Origin of the sequence: Rhizobium sp. YAF28 (genome assembly GCF_052113285.1) — a bacterium.
Taxonomy (GTDB): Bacteria; Pseudomonadota; Alphaproteobacteria; order Rhizobiales; family Rhizobiaceae; genus Rhizobium.
This window is the reverse complement of the sequence record NZ_JBFRCX010000001.1, coordinates 531552-548524: the sequence shown is the minus strand read 5'-3', so window position 1 is coordinate 548524 and position 16973 is coordinate 531552. Positions and strand designations below refer to the sequence as shown.

19 protein-coding genes are annotated in these 16973 nt (G+C 60.9%); 7 read left to right on the top strand and 12 right to left on the bottom strand.

Annotated features, from left to right (window positions below; translation table 11 throughout):
* The 5 genes from AB4Z13_RS02895 to AB4Z13_RS02875 all read right to left on the bottom strand — a co-directional run bounded on the left by AB4Z13_RS02895 (position 1) and on the right by AB4Z13_RS02875 (position 5132).
* A complete protein-coding gene (locus AB4Z13_RS02895; protein WP_442205766.1) occupies positions 1–831 on the bottom strand; it encodes a glycerophosphodiester phosphodiesterase family protein in 831 nt (276 codons plus the stop codon).
* A gap of 11 nt (positions 832–842) precedes the next feature.
* The gene (locus AB4Z13_RS02890; RefSeq protein WP_439015175.1) at positions 843–1940 is read right to left on the bottom strand and encodes an ABC transporter ATP-binding protein; all 1098 of its coding nucleotides are present in this window, start codon (positions 1938–1940) and stop codon (positions 843–845) included.
* A 1-nt stretch (position 1941) separates the two neighbouring features.
* Positions 1942–2859 carry a carbohydrate ABC transporter permease gene (locus AB4Z13_RS02885; protein ID WP_442205765.1) on the bottom strand — a complete coding sequence of 306 codons (918 nt, stop codon included), beginning with the start codon at positions 2857–2859 and terminating at the stop codon, positions 1942–1944.
* A 9-nt stretch (positions 2860–2868) separates the two neighbouring features.
* The gene (locus AB4Z13_RS02880; protein ID WP_439015177.1) at positions 2869–3759 is read right to left on the bottom strand and encodes a carbohydrate ABC transporter permease; all 891 of its coding nucleotides are present in this window, start codon (positions 3757–3759) and stop codon (positions 2869–2871) included.
* A 62-nt stretch (positions 3760–3821) separates the two neighbouring features.
* Complete coding sequence (locus AB4Z13_RS02875) at positions 3822–5132, bottom strand: extracellular solute-binding protein (protein WP_442205764.1); 1311 nt, start codon at positions 5130–5132, stop codon at positions 3822–3824.
* A 190-nt stretch (positions 5133–5322) separates the two neighbouring features.
* Here AB4Z13_RS02875 and AB4Z13_RS02870 point away from each other — a divergent pair, with 190 nt between their 5' ends.
* Positions 5323–6477, top strand: a complete 1155-nt coding sequence (locus AB4Z13_RS02870) for an ROK family protein (protein WP_439015179.1) — start codon at positions 5323–5325, stop codon at positions 6475–6477.
* 12 nt (positions 6478–6489) lie between these two features.
* Here the strand turns inward: AB4Z13_RS02870 and AB4Z13_RS02865 are convergent, their stop codons facing one another.
* Positions 6490–6888, bottom strand: a complete 399-nt coding sequence (locus tag AB4Z13_RS02865; RefSeq protein ID WP_439015180.1) for a GFA family protein — start codon at positions 6886–6888, stop codon at positions 6490–6492.
* A 257-nt stretch (positions 6889–7145) separates the two neighbouring features.
* On the opposite strand from AB4Z13_RS02865, the gene metG reads away from it, so the two are divergent.
* Positions 7146–8699, top strand: a complete 1554-nt coding sequence (metG, locus tag AB4Z13_RS02860) for a methionine--tRNA ligase (protein WP_439015181.1) — start codon at positions 7146–7148, stop codon at positions 8697–8699.
* Between the two features lie 68 nt (positions 8700–8767).
* Here the strand turns inward: metG and AB4Z13_RS02855 are convergent, their stop codons facing one another.
* Positions 8768–9379, bottom strand: a complete 612-nt coding sequence (locus AB4Z13_RS02855; protein WP_439015182.1) for a pyridoxamine 5'-phosphate oxidase family protein — start codon at positions 9377–9379, stop codon at positions 8768–8770.
* A 48-nt stretch (positions 9380–9427) separates the two neighbouring features.
* Positions 9428–10378, bottom strand: a complete 951-nt coding sequence (locus tag AB4Z13_RS02850) for an alpha/beta hydrolase (RefSeq protein WP_439015183.1) — start codon at positions 10376–10378, stop codon at positions 9428–9430.
* Positions 10379–10423: 45 nt separating this feature from the next.
* Between AB4Z13_RS02850 and AB4Z13_RS02845 the strand changes: the two genes are divergently transcribed.
* Both AB4Z13_RS02845 and AB4Z13_RS02840 read left to right on the top strand, forming a co-directional pair.
* Complete coding sequence (locus AB4Z13_RS02845; protein WP_439015184.1) at positions 10424–10891, top strand: MarR family winged helix-turn-helix transcriptional regulator; 468 nt, start codon at positions 10424–10426, stop codon at positions 10889–10891.
* Positions 10892–10940: 49 nt separating this feature from the next.
* Positions 10941–11564, top strand: coding sequence for a nuclear transport factor 2 family protein (locus AB4Z13_RS02840; protein ID WP_113321608.1), 624 nt, complete (start codon positions 10941–10943; stop codon positions 11562–11564).
* Between the two features lie 21 nt (positions 11565–11585).
* Here the strand turns inward: AB4Z13_RS02840 and AB4Z13_RS02835 are convergent, their stop codons facing one another.
* Positions 11586–12773 (bottom strand): low temperature requirement protein A, encoded by a 1188-nt coding sequence (locus AB4Z13_RS02835; RefSeq protein WP_442205763.1) that lies wholly within the window; start codon positions 12771–12773, stop codon positions 11586–11588.
* Positions 12774–12809: 36 nt separating this feature from the next.
* Entirely contained in the window at positions 12810–13184 is a 375-nt protein-coding gene (locus AB4Z13_RS02830; RefSeq protein WP_442205762.1) for a gamma-butyrobetaine hydroxylase-like domain-containing protein, read from the bottom strand.
* 136 nt (positions 13185–13320) lie between these two features.
* Between AB4Z13_RS02830 and moaA the strand changes: the two genes are divergently transcribed.
* The 3 genes from moaA (at position 13321) to AB4Z13_RS02815 (ending at position 15929) form a co-directional block, all read left to right on the top strand.
* Positions 13321–14367: a GTP 3',8-cyclase MoaA gene (moaA, locus tag AB4Z13_RS02825; protein WP_442205761.1), complete on the top strand. Its 1047-nt coding sequence runs from the start codon at positions 13321–13323 to the stop codon at positions 14365–14367.
* Positions 14368–14519: 152 nt separating this feature from the next.
* Entirely contained in the window at positions 14520–15302 is a 783-nt protein-coding gene (locus AB4Z13_RS02820; RefSeq protein ID WP_442205760.1) for an SDR family NAD(P)-dependent oxidoreductase, read from the top strand.
* Between the two features lie 105 nt (positions 15303–15407).
* Positions 15408–15929, top strand: coding sequence for a GNAT family N-acetyltransferase (locus tag AB4Z13_RS02815; RefSeq protein ID WP_442205759.1), 522 nt, complete (start codon positions 15408–15410; stop codon positions 15927–15929).
* Positions 15930–15963: 34 nt separating this feature from the next.
* Here the strand turns inward: AB4Z13_RS02815 and AB4Z13_RS02810 are convergent, their stop codons facing one another.
* Both AB4Z13_RS02810 and AB4Z13_RS02805 read right to left on the bottom strand, forming a co-directional pair.
* On the bottom strand, positions 15964–16593 hold the full coding sequence (locus AB4Z13_RS02810; RefSeq protein WP_442205758.1) for a GNAT family N-acetyltransferase: 630 nt from the start codon (positions 16591–16593) through the stop codon (positions 15964–15966).
* Between the two features lie 162 nt (positions 16594–16755).
* Positions 16756–16962, bottom strand: coding sequence for a CsbD family protein (locus AB4Z13_RS02805; RefSeq protein WP_113321602.1), 207 nt, complete (start codon positions 16960–16962; stop codon positions 16756–16758).
* Between the last annotated feature and the right edge of the window lie 11 nt (positions 16963–16973).

Here is a 16973-nt window from a genome sequence, read left to right as displayed (position 1 = left end):
TCAGCCACGGCGGCTGGCGAGATATGATTTCAGTGCGACCGGTTCATCGGTCTGGATCAGCGAGATGCCGGCTTCGATAAGCCGGCCCCAGATGGCGCCGGGATCCTGCATGGCCGCCGTATCGGTGAAGCCGGCAAAGGCCACGGAATCGAGCGTGTTTGCCCAGAGCGCCATGCCCGTCTGGCGGGCGCGGGCGTGGAGAGCGGCGATATCCTCGATGTGGTCGAAGCAAACTTCACAGACATCAGGTGAAAGCTGGAACAGCAGATCCAGCTCGGCTTCAGCATGCGTAGCGCCGATCCGTGACTTGGCCATGAACAGCACGCCGTGCGGGCTGACCGTCTCGCGTATCCAGGCAAGGTCTTCTGCCGAGCGGAGATTGCCCCAAAAATCCACTTGGGCCTCAACGCCCATATCGCGGGCGCAGGCGATGACTTCAGGGATGATGGCCCGGTCCTTCACGTCGAGATGCAGGAAGATGCGATCTCGCGTGAGCTCGAAGAGATGCCGCAGGCTCGGCAGTTTTTCACTGGTCATCTCGTTCTGTTCGCCGCCATCGCGATTCTTCAGTGCGAGGCTGGCAAGGCGCGCGGATGTAATCGCCTCCGGTGCCTCATCGATGCCGGCCATGCGTTGCAGCGTCTTGTCATGCAGCAGGAAGAGGCCGCCATCCGCACTGCGGCGCACGTCGACCTCGACGACATCGCAGCCGGCGTGGATCGCCGCTTCGATGGCAACAAGGCTGTTTTCGGGAGCATCGCGCCATATGCCGCGATGCGCCACGATTGCGCAGTCCCTGCCCGGGTCCCGCACATAGTCAGTGTAGTTCATGAAGAGGTCTTTCAATGGTCGGCGAATGCATCCGCAATGGTGCGACCTGTCTCACTGTCAAACAGGTGCAACCGGGATCGTGGGAAGGAGAAGGAAAGCTCTGTGGCGGGATTGATATCGGCGCCGAAGGGTGTGGCGATACGGATGGAAGTGCCGGCAAGATCGGCCGCAAGCACCGCATGCGAGCCGAGATCTTCGAAATGCCTGAGCCGGCCCTTGATCGCGCCGTTTGTCTCAACGGCGATATCCTCGGGGCGGATGCCCAGCTGGAACGAGCCGGATTTGTGGTATCCCGTAACCGCCTGCCCGTCCGCCAGGCGCAGCACAGAGCCGTCTGATGTCACCGGCAGGATATTCATGGGCGGCGCGCCGATGAACTTTGCGACGAAGACCGAGGCCGGGCGATGATAGATCGCCTTCGGCGTATCGAACTGCTCGACGCTGCCCTTGTTGAGGATGAGGATCCGGTCGGCAAGCGTCATGGCCTCCACCTGGTCATGGGTAACGAAGACCGTAGTCGCACCGATGCGCCGATGCAAATCGGCAAGTTCGACGCGCATGTCGTGGCGCAGCTGTGCATCGAGGTTGGAAAGCGGCTCGTCGAAGAGAAGCACGCCGGGCTCGCGCACGATCGCCCGGCCGATCGCCACGCGCTGGCGCTGCCCGCCCGAGAGCTGCCCCGGCTTGCGATCGAGATAGGCGGCAAGTCCGAGCATTTCGGCGACAGCGCCGACCCGCTCCTGACGCTCGGCTTTCGGCAGGCCGGCGACCCTCAGGCTATAGGCCATGTTCTGGAACACGGTCATATGCGGATAGAGCGCATAATTCTGAAAAACCATGGCGCAGCCGCGCTGCTTCGGCTCCAGGCCCTGTACCTCGCGATTGCCGAACAGGATCTTGCCGCCGCTGACGGCTTCGAGCCCCGCAATCATCTGCAGCAGCGTGGATTTCCCGCAGCCTGACGGGCCGAGAACGACGGTGAATTCGCCGGCGCGAAGCTCGACATCGAGCGGCGGAATAACGACGGCCTTTGTGTCATAGGCCTTGGTGACGCCTGCAAGCGTGATGTTGGTGGCCGCGGTGCGGATGGCGGTATCGATGGCGTTCACGTCATTTCTCCGAAAGAACAAGGCCTTGCACTAGGTAACGCTGCAGCAGCGCAATCATCGCAAGGGGAATGACCGAGACGACCACGACACCAGCCATGATCATCGGAAAATCAGGGATTTCGCCTTCCATGTCGGGTGCGAGCCGCGCCAGACCGACGACTGCCGTTGTCATCTCGGGCTTGGAGGCGGCAACGAGCGGCCAGAGATATTGTGTCCAGCCGCTGAGGAAGGTCAGCACGAAGAGCGCTGCAAAGCTGCTGAGCGAGATCGGCAGCAGGATATGGAAGAGGAAGCGGATCGGCCCTGCCCCATCCATGCGCGCCGCCTTGAAGAGATCGGCTGGCAGCGTGCGGAAGAACTGCCGGAACAGAAAGGTGCCGGTTCCATGTGCAACCAGTGGTGCCACGAGCCCGAAATGCGTGTCGAGCACGCTGAGTTCGAGATGAACAGGTGCGCCGAACAGGCTTTCGATCAGCGCATTGGCGCCGGTGAGATCGAGCAGCGCATTCAGTGGCGAGAAGATGTTCGCCGCCAACTGATAGGTGGTGATGACGCGGATATCGATCGGCAGCATGATCGTCGCGAGGATCACCGCGAAGGCGATACCTGCCCAGCGGATGCGGAAATAGACGAGCGCATAGGCAGCGAGAAAGGAAAGCGCGCAGGTAAAGAAGGCATCGTAAAAGGCCACCAGCATGCTGTTCAGCATCTGGATCGGGATGCGGGTCTCGGTGAAGACGCGCATCACATTGGCGATGAACTGGTCGCCCGGATACCAGGCAAGCCCGTTGCGCAGCAGGAATTCATAAGGTTGCGATGCATTGGCGAGCGTCAGGTAGAGCGGCCCGAGAATGAAGATGATACCGACAGCCAGGATGGCGCTGGCGGCGAAATTGAGCGAGCGAGCGTTTTCGATCATGGCTGGCCCTTACCGTTCGTAATTGATGCTGCGGCCGAGAAGCAGGAACTGCGCGGCGGTGAGGATGACGACGAAGACCATCAGGATGGCCGTCTGGGTGGACGCGCCGGAGAGATCGTAACCGCTGAAGCCGTCGGTATAGATCTTGTAGACGAGCAGATTGGTGGAGCCGCCCGGTCCGCCCTTGGTAATCGTGTCGATCAGCGCGAAGGCCGAGGTGACGCTCTCTGTGAATTCCAGCACCAGCGTCAGAAAGAGCTGCGGCATGATCAGCGGCAGCTGCACATCGAAGATGCGCCGCCATGGCCCAGCGCCATCCATGGCGGCTGCCTGAAACATGGTGCGCGGAATGGATTGCAGCCCGGCGAGCAGGATGACGAAATTAAAGGGAATGCCGCCCCACACGTGGGCGACGATCAGCGTGATGAAAGCATCGGTGCCATTGAGGCCCGGCGCCCAGGCGCCCGGAAAGAAATGGTTGATCGGCGCCAGAATGCCGACGAAGGGATTGAAGATGAAGGCGAAGACGACGCCGATCGAGGCGCCCGCCACACCCTTCGGCCAGACCAGCACGTTGCGGGCCGTCAGCGACAGGCGGATTTTCCGGTCGGCCGCCACCGCCAGGATCAGCGGCAGAGCGACCGCCAGCGACGAGGCGAAGACCATGAAGAGGATCGTGCGCCAGCCGGCATCCCAGAATTCCGGATCGGCAAGCACCCGGCGGAAATTATCCCAGCCGACGAACTCCGACCCGCCGCCGAACGGCCTTTCCAGGAAGAAGGACCAGTAGAAGGCCTGGATGATCGGCGCGTAGAAGAAGATGAGGATCAGCAGCAGCAAGGGTGCGGCAAGCAGCAGCGGCAGCCAGCGATGGCTGAAAAGCGAGGATTCCGACGACATCACGCATGTCCATTTCGAGAAAAGCCGGTGCGGCGACGGGGGAGCGCCGCACCGGAGATAGATCAGGGCAGCTTTGCCGTCTTGTAGGTCTGCTCGAAGCGGCGCAGCAGCTCGTCGCCACGCTTCTTGGCACTGTCGAGCGATGCCTGTGCGGTCTGCGTGCCGGCAAACGCCTTCTGCGTTTCTTCGATTAGGATCGAGCGGAACTGCACGTAGAAGCCGAGGCGGATGCCGCGGGTGTCGGGGGTGCCGGGCTCGTTCATGGATTCGATGCCGACGCCCGCCGTCGCATATTTGGTGGTGCCGGCATCAGGGCTCTTGGCGATGGCATCGAGCACGTCGTTGGTGACCGGTACGTAGCCGGTCGAAGCCGTCATGAACATCTGCTGTTCGGGCTTGCGCAGGAAATCGAGGAAGGCCTTGGCGCCATCGATCTGGGCCTGGTCATGGCCCTTCATGATGTAGATGGAGGCGCCGCCGACGAAGGTGTTGTGGCGCTCGTAACCCTTGTACATCGGCGTCAGGCTGACGGAGAGTTCATACTCGCCGGCAAAGGCCTTGGACGAGTCCGTGTAGGAGCCGGAGGAATTTTCCATCATGGCGCATTCGCCGGAATTGAAGGCGGCGGTGTAATTGCCGGCCTTGGTATCGCTGGCGATCTTCACCAGGCCTTCCTTGCGCCAGTCGATCAGGTTCTGCAGGTGCTTGGCAAAGAAAGTGGTGTTGAAGACATATTCGGCATCGAGACCGTCATAGCCATTGTGTTTGGAAGCGATCGGCAGGCCGTGACGGGCGGAGAACTGCTCGAACATCGACCACGGCTCGCCATTGGTGACATAGGGGCACTCGTTGCCGGCAGCTTTCAGCTTGCGGGCAGCCTCGATAATGTCTTCCCAGGTCTTCGGCATCTCGGTGACGCCGGCTTTTTCGAGTTCGGTCTTGTTGACGTAGAAGAGCAGCGTCGAGGAATTGTAGGGCTGCGAATAGAGCTTGCCACCTGACGTTTCGTAATAGGAGCGCGCGCCCTTGATGTAATTGTTCCAGTCGACATCGGGCAGCACGTCCTGAACCGGAACGACGGCGTCCGACAGCAGCAGGTCGAGCGTGCCGGCATCGAAGAACTGGATCAGCACCGGATGCTTGTTGGAACGGTAGGCGGCAATCGCCTTCTGCATGGAAACTTCGTAGCTGCCCTGCCCGACGCAGGTGACGTGATTGGCCGACTGCGACGCATTGAAGGCGTCGCATTGTGCCAGAATCGCCTTCTCGACGCTCCCCGTATTGCCGTACCAGAATTCGAAATTGGCAGCCTGCGCAGAAGAGCACGCAGCCGTCATCAGGGCGGCCGCAGCCACCAGAATGGAAATCTTCATTTTGCCCTCGCCTGAATTTAAGACCCGCCGGATCAGCGTCCGGATCGTGAACGGCCGGCTTAATACACTTTATGTGTAACAAATCGATGACGTGGTCCGACTTGATTGAGGGCGAGAAGCCCTTTATGCAAGCACCTGCGGTTGCCATCTGCGTTACAGTTACACTTTTGTGGTATATTCGAGGTGCGTCATGCCTTATTTTCCAGAACCGTTGATTGCATCCCGATTCCGGCGTCCGGGAGAGGAAATTGTCGTTTCCGCGAATGAACGCAGCCTGCTGAAGCTCATCTGGCGCAATCCCGGCCTGTCACGATCCGAGATCACCGGCCATACGGATCTGACCCAGCAATCGGTCCATCGCATCATCGACCAGCTCGTCGAGCGCGGCATCGTTTCTCTGGGGTCCCCGAAGCCCGGCCTCGGCCGCGGCCAGCCGAGCCCGATGCTCAGGCTCAACGGCCGCCACGCCTATTCGATCGGCATTTCCGTCAATTCCGACGTGGTCGACATCTGCCTGGTGGACCTGTCAGGCAATGTGCTCGGCGAAAGCGACATCTCGCTGAGGGAGCTGGGCATGAACCAGGCGCTGGATCGCGTGCAAGCACGCATTGCCGAACTGCAGCAGCTGAACGGCCTCGATGACGAGACTTTCTTCGGCATCGGCTTCGGTATTGCCGGCGCTCTGATCTCCGGGACAAAATACAATGCCTCGATGCCGCTGCATGAATGGTCGCTGATCGAGCTTGGGCCGCTTCTGAGCGATCGCTTCAAAAAGCCCGTCTGGCTGTTGAACGGCGGCAGCGCCGGCGCTGTCGCCGAGGCGATGTTCGGCGCCGGCCGCTTCATCAAGCACTTCGCCTATCTGAGCTTCAATTACGGTTTCGGCGGCGGCTTGATACATGACGGCGAACTGCTACTCGGCGGCAATGGCAATGCCGGGGAATTCTCGGGGATGTTTGACGACGAAGAGACTGGCCGCCGCCCCGCCCTGCAGCTGCTTCTGGAGAGGCTCAAGCGCCACAATATTGACGTGCCGTCGATCCCGTATCTGCGCAGGAATTTCGATCCGAAATGGCCGGGCGTGGTGGAATGGGTCGACGAGATCACGCCCGCCTATAACCGTCTCGTCAACGCCATTTGGGCGATCTACGACCCGCAGGCGATCGTCTTCGGCGGCCAGGTACCACCGGGACTGGCGCAGATGTTGAGCGAACGCACCGAACTTTTCGGCCGCCCGCGCTACGGCGTCGCCCGTCCACACCCCAAGCTCATCGTGTCAGACATATCAGGCGACGCCGCTGCGATGGGCTCGGCGATCGTTCCCTTCAAATCGACGTTTTACTGACGACCAGCGTGCCTACCAATCTGACGCCGCGTGCTCGTCTTCATCATAAAGCCGGACACCTGGAACCTGTGGCAGCCAGGGTTCGCGGCGGATGGTCCAGACCTCGACCATGGGGTGGATGTCGTTCGGTGCCTGATCCAGGGTGCCGATAAAGACTTCGACGGCGTCATCGAGCATGAAGAACAGCCGCGAGCCGCAGATCGGGCAGAACGACCGTTTGTCGTAGATGCTGATCTCGCCGTCCATCTTGAACTTCGAGCCATGCCAGTTCGCCGTTGCCGAAAAGATGGAACCGGTCAGCTTCCGGCATTTTGTGCAGTGGCAGAGCCCGGACTGATACGGCTCGCCTTCGACTTCGTACCTGACTGCGCCACACGCGCAGCCACCGGTTCTCACGCTTTCCATCGCCATCGCGTCCTCTACGCAATCCCATCAAGCCAGCGCAGCATAGCTGACAACGCGCCGAAAACAGCCCGCTTGTCCAAACCGGCCCCAAATGATACCACTTCTCCATGGACAGAACCGCAATCAGCACCTCAGCGATGATGATGCCGCGCTCATAGCGTGGCGGGTTTCGTGCGTCCAGAATGCACCAGCGACCGCCCTTGAGGCGGTCTTTTCATTTGGCGATCCGTCTCGCGGGCAAACAGCCTCGAAAGGATCAACCGATGAACAAGCCGGACACCTATATCACCACCTCGATCCCTTATGTGAACGCCGCCCCGCATGTGGGCTTTGCGCTCGAACTCGTGCAGGCCGATGCCTATGCGCGCCATTTCCGCCTGCTCGGCCGCAATGTGCGCTTCCAGTGCGGCACCGATGACAACAGCCTGAAGAATGTCCGCTCGGCCGAAGCCGCCGGTCTGCCCGTGGCGGATTTCGTCAACGCCAACGCCGACCGCTTCGAGCGGCTCGGGACACGCCTCGATATTTCCAACGACGAGTTCGTGCGTACCTCGCGCGACCCGAGGCATGTCGCCTGCGTGCATGCCTTGTGGAACGCCTGCGCCGACAATGGCGACCTCTATCGCAAAGCCTACGAAGGCCTCTATTGCGTCGGCTGCGAGCAGTTCTACGAGCCCTCGGACCTCGTTGACGGCCGCTGCCCTGAGCACGGCGTCCCGCTTGAACTCGTCCGGGAAGAGAACTGGTTCTTCCGCCTCTCGCGCTATGGCGACCGCATCCTGCAACTGATCGAAACCGGTGAACTCTCCATCGTTCCGGCCCACCGGCGCAACGAGGTGCTGGCGCTGCTGCGTCGAGGCCTTGACGACATCAGCGTCTCGCGCAGCGCCGAGCGGGCGCGCGGTTGGGGCGTTCCCGTGCCTGATAGCGATGAAGTCGTCTATGTCTGGTTCGATGCGCTGGCCAACTACCTGACGGGGCTCGGCTACGGCACCTATGAGGAGCTCTTCAATCGCTATTGGACCGCCAGCGGTGAGCGCATCCACGTCGTCGGCAAGGGCATCTCGAAATTCCATACCATCTACTGGCCGGCCATCCTGCTCTCGGCAGGCCTGCCGCCGCCGTCGTCGACCCTGGTGCATGGCTATGTGACGGTCGACGGCAGAAAGATCGGCAAATCCGCCGGCAATGGCATCGACCCCAATAGCGTCATCGATGCTTATGGCACGCCGGATGCCCTGCGCTATTACCTGCTCCGGCATATTCGCTCGGGCGATGATGGCGACTTCTCGGCTGAGCGTCTGGAAGCCGCCTGGACAGGAGAGCTCGGCGGCCAGCTCGGCAATCTCGCCAACCGGGTGCTGGCGCTTGTCTCATCTGCCTTCGGTGGGGTCGTTCCTCCGCTGCAGGAGAGCGATTTTACACAGGAGGCGGCGCGGCTTCCAGCGAAGGTGGCTGCGGCTTTCGATACCTATGAGCTGCATGTCGGTCTTGCTGATATCTTCGCTTTTGTCGGCGAGGCGAACCGTCGTTTTGCGAAGCGTGCCCCATGGGCGGATGCGAAGGCGCTACTTGGTGACATCACGCCCGAAGAACGGCAGGCGACAGTTGATCGTCTTGGTGGTTGCCTCGCGGAGCAGGTTTATGGGTTGGCAGTCGTTGCGCGCTGCCTCCTGCCGTTTCTGCCGCGCTCGGCGGAGGCACTGCATTCAAGGCTTGGGATTGAGGTGCCTGATGTCTATGGGACGCCGCTTGTCGTCGATGGGGTCAGGACGGCGCCGGACGCTGTGCTCTTTCCGAGGAGAGTGGCGGCTTAGAGGCTGCCCAATTCGGTGCTATCGCTTGGCCGGTTCGGACCCTCTAAAAACCCCGCCTTACCCTCACCTCACCACATCGTCTTGGCGGCCCGCACCGGCCATTCCCGATCATAAGTCTCATGATCGAAATCCCCCACCGCATCCTTCAGCATCTGCCCAGGCGTCGGCAGATTCGCGGGGTCGACGAAGTGCTCCGCATTCCACAGCTCGGCGCGCATCACCGCACGCGCGCACTGGAAATAGACCTCGACGATGCTGATGACGATGACCGTGCGCGGATGTTTGCCATCCATCTCGAAACTCGAAAGCAGCGCCTCGTCGTTGGACACCACGCCGCGGCCGTTGATGCGCATCACGGTATTCGAGCCGGGAATGAGGAACATCAGCGACAGGCGTGGATCGCGCACGATGTTGGAAAGCGAATCGACGCGGTTGTTGCCGCGCCAGTCGGGAAGATGCAGTGTCGTGTCGTCGATGATACGCACCACGCCGCCGATATCGCCGCGCGGCGAGCAGTCGAGCCCTTCCGGGCCGACTGTGGCAAGCGCCGTAAAGGGCGAGATCTCGATCATATGCCGATAGAGCGGTGTCAGCCGTTTCGTCACCTTGTCGACGGATGCCTGCGACAGGCCCGCGCCATAGATTTCGTTGAGCTCTTCGATACTGCTGATGATCTTCATCGCTACCCCGTCCTGTTGGCGGCCGCCTGCCCCGCGACCGGCCGGACGCTACACCGATGCGCGGCGCGCCGGAAGCTCAAAAATCGGAATGATCTCAGCAGGTTTCTTGATGTCTCCCTCAGCCAGAAATGCCGCGACTTCGTCAAGAACTGGGGCGGCCGAGATGATGCGCCGGTGGCCAAAACCGTTCGCCCAGGACAGCCGCACCTGCCCGCCCGAGGCCGCATAACGCCGCGCATGGGAGGCACCGACTTCCTTGTCGTCCTCGGCGTGGATGACCAGCACCGGCTTGCCGATGCCTGCGGCCGTTTTTCCCGCGTCGAAATCCTCAAGTCTGCGACCGGTGACACGCTGCACGACATCCTCGAGCGCTGCCTGCGCGGCCGGCTTCAGCCGCAGCATCCGGCCGAAATCGGTAAACAGCCATTGCATCTCGCTGGGCGAGCCGATCAGCACCATGCGCTCGGTCGAGACGGGTTTTACATCCGGCAGTATGGCGGAGGCCGAGACCACGAGCGCAGCACCACCGAAGGAATGGCCGATGACGGCATCGAAGCGGCCGAAGCGCGCTTCCGCCGCTGCAATCGCCTTGACCGCCAGCCCCATATGCAGGAAGCGTCCGCCAGCGCGACCGTGGCCGGGAAAATCGAGCGCGATCACTTCCGCGCCGGTATCCGCCAGCGTCGTCACCAGATCGGCCATATAGGCCATGCCGGAGCCCCAGCCATGAGTGACGAGGTAACGCTTGCGCCGGCCGAGCGCCCCGCCATTCAGCCGGTAGGCATGGGGGCGCTTACCCGCGACCGGCAGCAGGAAGCGTTCCGCGCCTGCGAGCCTGGCAACACCCGCCGCATGCGCCGCCTTCGCTTTCTCGCCTTTCGGCTTGACGGATGGCGTTCGGCAGAACAGCCGGAAGGCCGCTTCGCCGGCAAGACGCGGAGAAACGGATTGCATGAGCGAAAATCCGAGGCGGGTGACCTCAAGCGCAAATTTTGCCATGATGGGATTCCAATAATGTTCAACACTGAACAATAAAGTACAACGATGAACAAAAATCAATCCCTACCCTGGGATCATCCGCGTTTTCGCAGCTGGATCGCGGTGGCTCGCGCCTGCCAGCTCATGCAACAATCCCTGGCGCGCTCGCTTTCCGATCTCGATATCAAGCCCCCGCATCTCGATATTCTCGTCAATCTCTACCGCTTCGAAGGCATTTCGCAGCAGGAGCTGGCCCGTAAGCTGCTGGTCGGCCGCTCCAATATGAGCATGCTCCTGCCACAGATGGAAAAGCGCGGCCTGATCCTTCGCCGCGACGACGAGCGCGACAAGCGCGTGCTGCGCCTCTATCTGACGCCGGAGGGGCGAAAGCTGAGCGAGGAAGCCATGGCCATCCAGACCAGCCTCATCGACCGTGTGCTCTCGGACGAGCCGATCGAGCAATGCATGGCGACCGCCGACTCGATGGAGCGCATCATCACCGTGCTGCTGCAGGATCTGCGTGACGAGGATTGAGCCCGGAGCTATCTTCGAGGCTTGCAGCACACAAGCGGGGGTAGTGAAGATGCCGGCATGGGATGACAAGCTTGCAATAAACGAGCTTCTTCAGAACTGGGCGATCTGGCGGGATGCCGGTCATTGGGAGCGTTTCCAGACCGTATGGCACGACGACGCCTGGATGATGGCGACTTGGTTCCAAGGGCCTGCAACGGAGTTTATCCGTGTCAGCCGGGATGGCTGGAACAAAGGCGTAAGCATCCTCCATTTTCTCGGCGGCAGTTCGATCGACATCAGAGCGCATCGGGCGATAGCTCAGACCAAGATGACGATCTCCCAGCGGGCATCGGTTCACGGTTGCCCTTGCGACGTGGTTTGCACCGGGCGCTTCTACGACTTCCTCGAAAAGAGAAATGACCGCTGGGCAATCGTCATCCGGCAGCCGATCTATGAGAAAGACAGGATCGATCCTCTTTCGCCCGCCGATATACTCGGGATCGACCGAGAGGTGCTGCAGGCATTTCCGGAAGGATATCGGCATCTCGCCTATATACAGGAGCAGATCGGATATCGTGTAAAGCGCGATATGCCGGGCCTGAAGGGCAAACAGGTGGAAGCTCTATACGAGCGCGGCAATCGCTGGCTGGAAGGGCTTGCCGTTACACCGCAGGAGTTTCTGCGTGATGCATGACCTTTTGCGATGCCGGACTCTCTAATGCAACGCCGGCCCGGCCGGCGCCCGCGTCAGCGACTTGTACTCCCAGGCCGCCACGATAATCAGCACCAGCGCCGCCAGAATGCCCATTACATAGACCTGTATGAACGGCGCAAAGAAGGCGCAGAGGATCAGGATGACGATGCCGGCGAGATGGGAAAGCGGCAGACGGCCGCTGGTGGCGCCCTTGAACCAGAGATTTCCGATCAGGAAGAGGCCGGAGCCGCCGAGCACGGAAGCGGCAATGGCGAGGCTGCCCGTCTCATGCGGATGTTCGAACATGAATTCCACCGCCACAGCGTGCACGATGATGCCTGCGAGAACAGGAATATGCGCATAGGTGAAGGCCTGCCGTGCGATACTGCCAGGCGTATCCGTGTGCTCGATGCGGTGCGCCGCGCGCTCATGGCCGAAGCGGAAATAGAGCCACCACATGGCGACCGTGCCAATGAAACCGATCAGGAAAACCACGCCGGTCATGGCGGAGAATTCCATTTCGGAGAAGGTGCGACCGGACACCAGGATCGCTTCGCCAAGGCAGATGATGATGAAAAGCGCGCAACGCTCCGCCATATGCGCGCCGGAAACATCCCATTCCGCCGCATTCGATCTGCCGAGGCCAGGCACGACAAAGGAGAGCGCCGGCCCGCAATATTCGATGGCGAGCGCGATGACCCAGCAGATCAGCCGTGCTTCATGCTCCAGCAGCCCGCCAGCGATCCAGAATATGCCGGAAACGGCAAAATAGGCGGTAATGCGCACGAAGTTGAGCGTGGCCGAACGGCCTGCAGCCCGCATCGCATAGGCAGTGAAGGCCGAGCGGCCGACCTGCATCAGTAAGTAGGCTGAGGCGAAGAGCAGGCCCTTTTCGCCGAAAGCTTCGGGAATGGAGGCCGAAAGAATGAGGCCGAGCATCATCATCACGATCAGCAAGGATCGCACCGGCATGCGCTCGGGGTCGAGCCAGTTCGTCGCCCAGGCGGTGAAGATCCACACCCACCAGACGGCAAACATCATCAGTGCGGCTTCGGCGGCGCCCAGCAGCGTGTAATGCGCAAAGAGCGCATGCGACAGCTGTGAAATGGAAAAGACGAAAACGAGATCGAAGAAGAGTTCCAGGAATGTGACCCTGCTGCCGGTATGCCCGTGGGCTCGCAGCCAGCTCTTTTTATGCGTTTCCGTCATGTGCCCCCTCGTCGCCCCTTCGCCTGATATTGAAGATTATCTTGGTTTTTCCGCCACGTCGCGGCTCATTCCCTTTTCCTTCAGCTCTTCCTCATAGGCGGAGAAAAGCTCGAAGCCGCGCTCACCGAGTTCGCGCAGATAGGTCCAGGTATATATGCCGGTATCGTGCATGTCGTCGAAGCCGATGCGCACGGCATAATTGCCTGTCGGGATCATTGAGATGATGGCGACATTGTGCTTGCCCGGCACCGTGACCTTCTGCCCCGGCCCATGCCCCTGAACCTCGGCCGAGGGCGACAGCACGCGCAGAAGCTCGGCCGAGAGATCGAAGCTCTGCCCGTCATTGAAGCTTACCACCAGCCTCTGGCGGTCTTTCGAAACCCGGAGTTCGGTGGGCCAGATATCGCTCATCGTTATGTCCTCTTCTTCTGCGAGGAGTAGGCGCTGATCTTTTTCGGCGCAAGCGTAATTTGCCGTGGCGCCGAAAGCTGTTTCCCTTGACGCCACAATAGCATATGCCCACATTAAGGAGAGTACGGAGATTGACGTGAACACCATAGTCGGAACGATAGGCAATGCCTCGCCGCTGGTAGCGGATGCAGCGCCGATGATCGACCCCTTCGGGCGTGCCGTCACCTATCTACGCGTTTCCGTCACCGACCGCTGCGACTTCCGCTGCACCTATTGCATGGCGGAAAACATGACCTTCCTGCCGAAGAAGGATCTCTTGACGCTGGAAGAGCTCGACCGGCTCTGTTCCGCCTTCATCGCCAAGGGCGTGCGCAAGATTCGCCTGACCGGTGGCGAGCCGCTTGTGCGCAAGAACATCATGTACCTGGTACGCCAGCTTGGCCGCCAGGTCGGCTCCGGTCTCGACGAGTTGACGATCACCACCAACGGCTCGCAGCTCGCCCGCCACGCCGAGGAGCTCTATGACTGCGGCGTGCGCCGCATCAATGTTTCCCTCGATACGCTCGATCCGGAGAAATTCCGAAAGATCACCCGCTGGGGCGATTTCGCCAAGGTCATGGAAGGCATCGACGCCGCCCAGAAGGCCGGGCTGAAGATCAAGCTCAATGCCGTGGCGCTGAAGGATTTCAACGAAGCGGAAATGCCCGACATGCTGCGCTTCGCACATGGCCACGGCATGGATCTGACCGTCATCGAAACCATGCCAATGGGCGAGATCGAAGAAGACCGCACCGACCAGTACCTGCCGCTCTCAAAACTGCGTGCCGATCTGGAACGGCAATTCACGCTTGCCGATATCGATTACCAGACCGGCGGCCCTGCCCGCTATGTCCGGGTCGCGGAAACCGGCGGCCGCCTCGGCTTCATCACGCCGCTCACCCATAATTTTTGCGAGAGCTGCAACCGCGTGCGCCTCACCTGCACCGGCACGCTCTATATGTGCCTCGGCCAGAACGACGCCGCCGACCTGCGCGCGGCATTGCGCGCCACCGAAGACGACGGCCTGCTCCATGCGGCCATCGACGAGGCCATCACGCGCAAGCCCAAGGGCCACGATTTCATCATCGACCGCACCCACAAGCGCCCGGCCGTTGCCCGGCATATGAGTGTCACCGGGGGCTGAGATGCGGTCCCGCGAAGCGGGAGCAATCGATTGCAGCGTTGAACGCCCTGAGCCATGCATGGCGCCCTCCCTTCAGCCATCGAGCACCTGATCTTGCAGTGAGCCGCAAGGCACGCTCATATGGCATGACTGTGTGAACATGGAATCGCCGAATGCCCACTGACACCAGCCCAAAACGTTATCCCGAAATGCAGGGCAAGATAGCCCTCGTCACCGGCGGATCGGCCGGCATCGGCCTTGCGACCGCACAGGCTTTTGCCCGCGAGGGTGCCACCGTCATCATCGCCAGTCGCAACGAGAAACGCGCAAAACAGGCGCTTGCCAGCCTGCCGGATGGCAGCGCCAGTTGGGTTGAATGCGACGTGGCTGATGGCAAGTCTGTGGAAAGGCTGATCTCCGGCATCGTCAAGCAACATGGTCGGATCGACTACGCCTTCAACAATGGCGGCAGCGGCGGACGCGGCGCACCGGTTGGAAGCCTCGGCGAGGATGCCTGGCGCAAGACCATCGACGGCTACCTGACCTCGGTCTTCCTCTGCATGCGCTATCAGATCCCGGCCATGCAGAAGAACGGCGGCGGTGTCATCATCAACAACTCCTCCGTTGACGGCCTGCGCGGCTATCGCTTTCCGGGCGGTGCGGCCTATGCGGCCGCAAAACACGGCGTCATCGGGCTGACGAAGAGTGCCGCACTCGAATATGCCCGCGAGGGTCTCCGCATTACCGCGATCTGCCCCGGCTGGGTCGGCACCCCGCCCGTCGAATCCTCTATGAAAAAGAGCGCCGATATTGCGGCCGCCATCATCGCCCAGACGCCGATCGGCCGCATCGCCACACCGCAGGAGATTGCAGAAGGCGTGCTGTGGCTCTGCTCCGATGCCTCGTCCTTCATGCTTGGAAGTCCGCTGGTGCTGGATGGCGGCTACATGAGTTGAGAGACTATGTTTCGCCGCACGAGAGAACAGGAAGAGGCTATCTGGCGGGACATCGTTATCGCTATTCCCTGTCCCCGCGCCTTTCCTTTGCCAAGCGGAGCATGAATGGCTGACGGCAATGATATTCCAATGAATGAGACGCGCCGCACCGACAGGCTGCTGCTGCGCCCACCGACGATGGAGGATCTTCATTTTCTGACGGAGCTGTTCGCAAAGCCTGAACTGGTCGTGCACCGGCCCGTGCCTCTGCCGGACAGCCCTGAAGAAAGCGCCGCGCGGCTGGCGAAGGACATGGCGCATTGGGAACAACACAGCTTCGGCCGCTTTGCAGTCATCGCCAATGGTGAGCTGATCGGCTTTGGCGGGGTCACCGTGTCGAACGAGTTCGAGGGTCTCAACCTCTCCTATCATCTCGATCCCGGAAGCTGGGGACACGGTTACGCAACCGAACTCGTTCGCGGCATACTGGCCTTTGCCTTCGAAGAGCTGAGTGCCCGCCGCATCATCGGGTTGGTGCGCCCGGCCAATCCCGCATCTCGCCGCGTTCTAGAGAAATGCGGCTTCGGCTTCGAAGGCCAGGTCATGCTCCACGGTGCGCCGACGAACCTTTACAGCCTTCTATCCTGAAACTTTCGAAGAGCCCTCTCCGCCTGGCATTGCCTTACTCGAGGATGGGCACATGCGGCGCCGCCGACCGCGGCAAAACTCCGGTCAGCCGCGGATCATCCGTGACTTCGACCATGAAGGCATAGGGGCTGAAGCCGGACCGCTGATAGAAGGGTAGCGCGTTCGGGTGGTCGAAATGGCAGGTGTGGACCCAGAGTCGCTCGATCGGATGCGCCCAGGCGATGGACAAAGCATGATTCATCAGATAGCGCCCCGCCCCTGTTCCGATGGCGCTTTCTCCGACCCCGAAGAAGACCAGTTCACATTGGCCGGGCTGCCGGAAATCAAGCTCCAGCATTCCGGCTTGCAGGCCATTCGAGAGCAGCACATAGATTTCCACCAAGGGGTCGCCGATGACGGCTTTCAGCGCCTCATCGGCCATGACCAACCGGGAAACCCAAAGCCAGTCCTCACCGATCGCCCGGAAGAGCTGCCGATAAGTCTGCGGATCGGGCGCCAGCATCCTCTCCAGGGAAAGCCCCGCAGTGTTGCCGATCTCCCTCGGCAGCGGCTTCTCGGTCATTTCCAGACAGGTGACGGCGTTTGCAAGCTTGCCCCTGGGAACCGGAGAATATCCCATGGGCAGTTCGGGGTTCGAGTGGTCCGATTTTTCCGCGGTACTCATGTCTCGTCTATCCGTTGTGCGCCGTTTCAAGATGTCCAATGGAGATCAGGATTCGGCTATCGACTCAACCCGCTTTGCCGCGGCTGATAACCAGCACGAAAAAAGCCCCGCATCAGCGGGGCCAAGTCTTTCTGAGTGGAATACTCTGATGTCGGATTGTTATCAGTGCCAGGTCTGGCCGTTGTACCAGGTATCGACGTCGCTGCGGATGCGGTCCTTGGCGAGGCCGTAGCGTTCCTGCAGCTTGCCTTCAAGCTGTTCGCGGCGGCCGTTGATCTGGTCAAGGTCGTCGTCGGTGAGCTTGCCCCACTGTTCCTTGACCTTGCCCTTCACCTGCTTCCAGTTACCTTCAACACGGTTCCAATCCATCACGGTTCTCC

Bases quoted from the DNA above. Each gene is read 5' to 3' on its own strand.
- AB4Z13_RS02805 (WP_113321602.1), bottom strand. From the start codon at position 16,962: ATGGATTGGAACCGTGTTGAAGGTAACTGGAAGCAGGTGAAGGGCAAG.
- AB4Z13_RS02810 (WP_442205758.1), bottom strand. From the start codon at position 16,593: ATGAGTACCGCGGAAAAATCGGACCACTCGAACCCCGAACTGCCCATG.
- metG (WP_439015181.1), top strand. From the start codon at position 7,146: ATGAACAAGCCGGACACCTATATCACCACCTCGATCCCTTATGTGAAC.
- AB4Z13_RS02840 (WP_113321608.1), top strand. From the start codon at position 10,941: ATGCCGGCATGGGATGACAAGCTTGCAATAAACGAGCTTCTTCAGAAC.
- AB4Z13_RS02865 (WP_439015180.1), bottom strand. From the start codon at position 6,888: ATGGCGATGGAAAGCGTGAGAACCGGTGGCTGCGCGTGTGGCGCAGTC.
- AB4Z13_RS02880 (WP_439015177.1), bottom strand. From the start codon at position 3,759: ATGTCGTCGGAATCCTCGCTTTTCAGCCATCGCTGGCTGCCGCTGCTG.
- AB4Z13_RS02815 (WP_442205759.1), top strand. From the start codon at position 15,408: ATGGCTGACGGCAATGATATTCCAATGAATGAGACGCGCCGCACCGAC.
- AB4Z13_RS02855 (WP_439015182.1), bottom strand. From the start codon at position 9,379: ATGAAGATCATCAGCAGTATCGAAGAGCTCAACGAAATCTATGGCGCG.
- AB4Z13_RS02835 (WP_442205763.1), bottom strand. From the start codon at position 12,773: ATGACGGAAACGCATAAAAAGAGCTGGCTGCGAGCCCACGGGCATACC.
- AB4Z13_RS02895 (WP_442205766.1), bottom strand. From the start codon at position 831: ATGAACTACACTGACTATGTGCGGGACCCGGGCAGGGACTGCGCAATC.
- AB4Z13_RS02845 (WP_439015184.1), top strand. From the start codon at position 10,424: ATGAACAAAAATCAATCCCTACCCTGGGATCATCCGCGTTTTCGCAGC.
- AB4Z13_RS02875 (WP_442205764.1), bottom strand. From the start codon at position 5,132: ATGAAGATTTCCATTCTGGTGGCTGCGGCCGCCCTGATGACGGCTGCG.
- AB4Z13_RS02820 (WP_442205760.1), top strand. From the start codon at position 14,520: ATGCCCACTGACACCAGCCCAAAACGTTATCCCGAAATGCAGGGCAAG.
- AB4Z13_RS02850 (WP_439015183.1), bottom strand. From the start codon at position 10,378: ATGGCAAAATTTGCGCTTGAGGTCACCCGCCTCGGATTTTCGCTCATG.
- AB4Z13_RS02885 (WP_442205765.1), bottom strand. From the start codon at position 2,859: ATGATCGAAAACGCTCGCTCGCTCAATTTCGCCGCCAGCGCCATCCTG.
- AB4Z13_RS02830 (WP_442205762.1), bottom strand. From the start codon at position 13,184: ATGAGCGATATCTGGCCCACCGAACTCCGGGTTTCGAAAGACCGCCAG.
- AB4Z13_RS02870 (WP_439015179.1), top strand. From the start codon at position 5,323: ATGCCTTATTTTCCAGAACCGTTGATTGCATCCCGATTCCGGCGTCCG.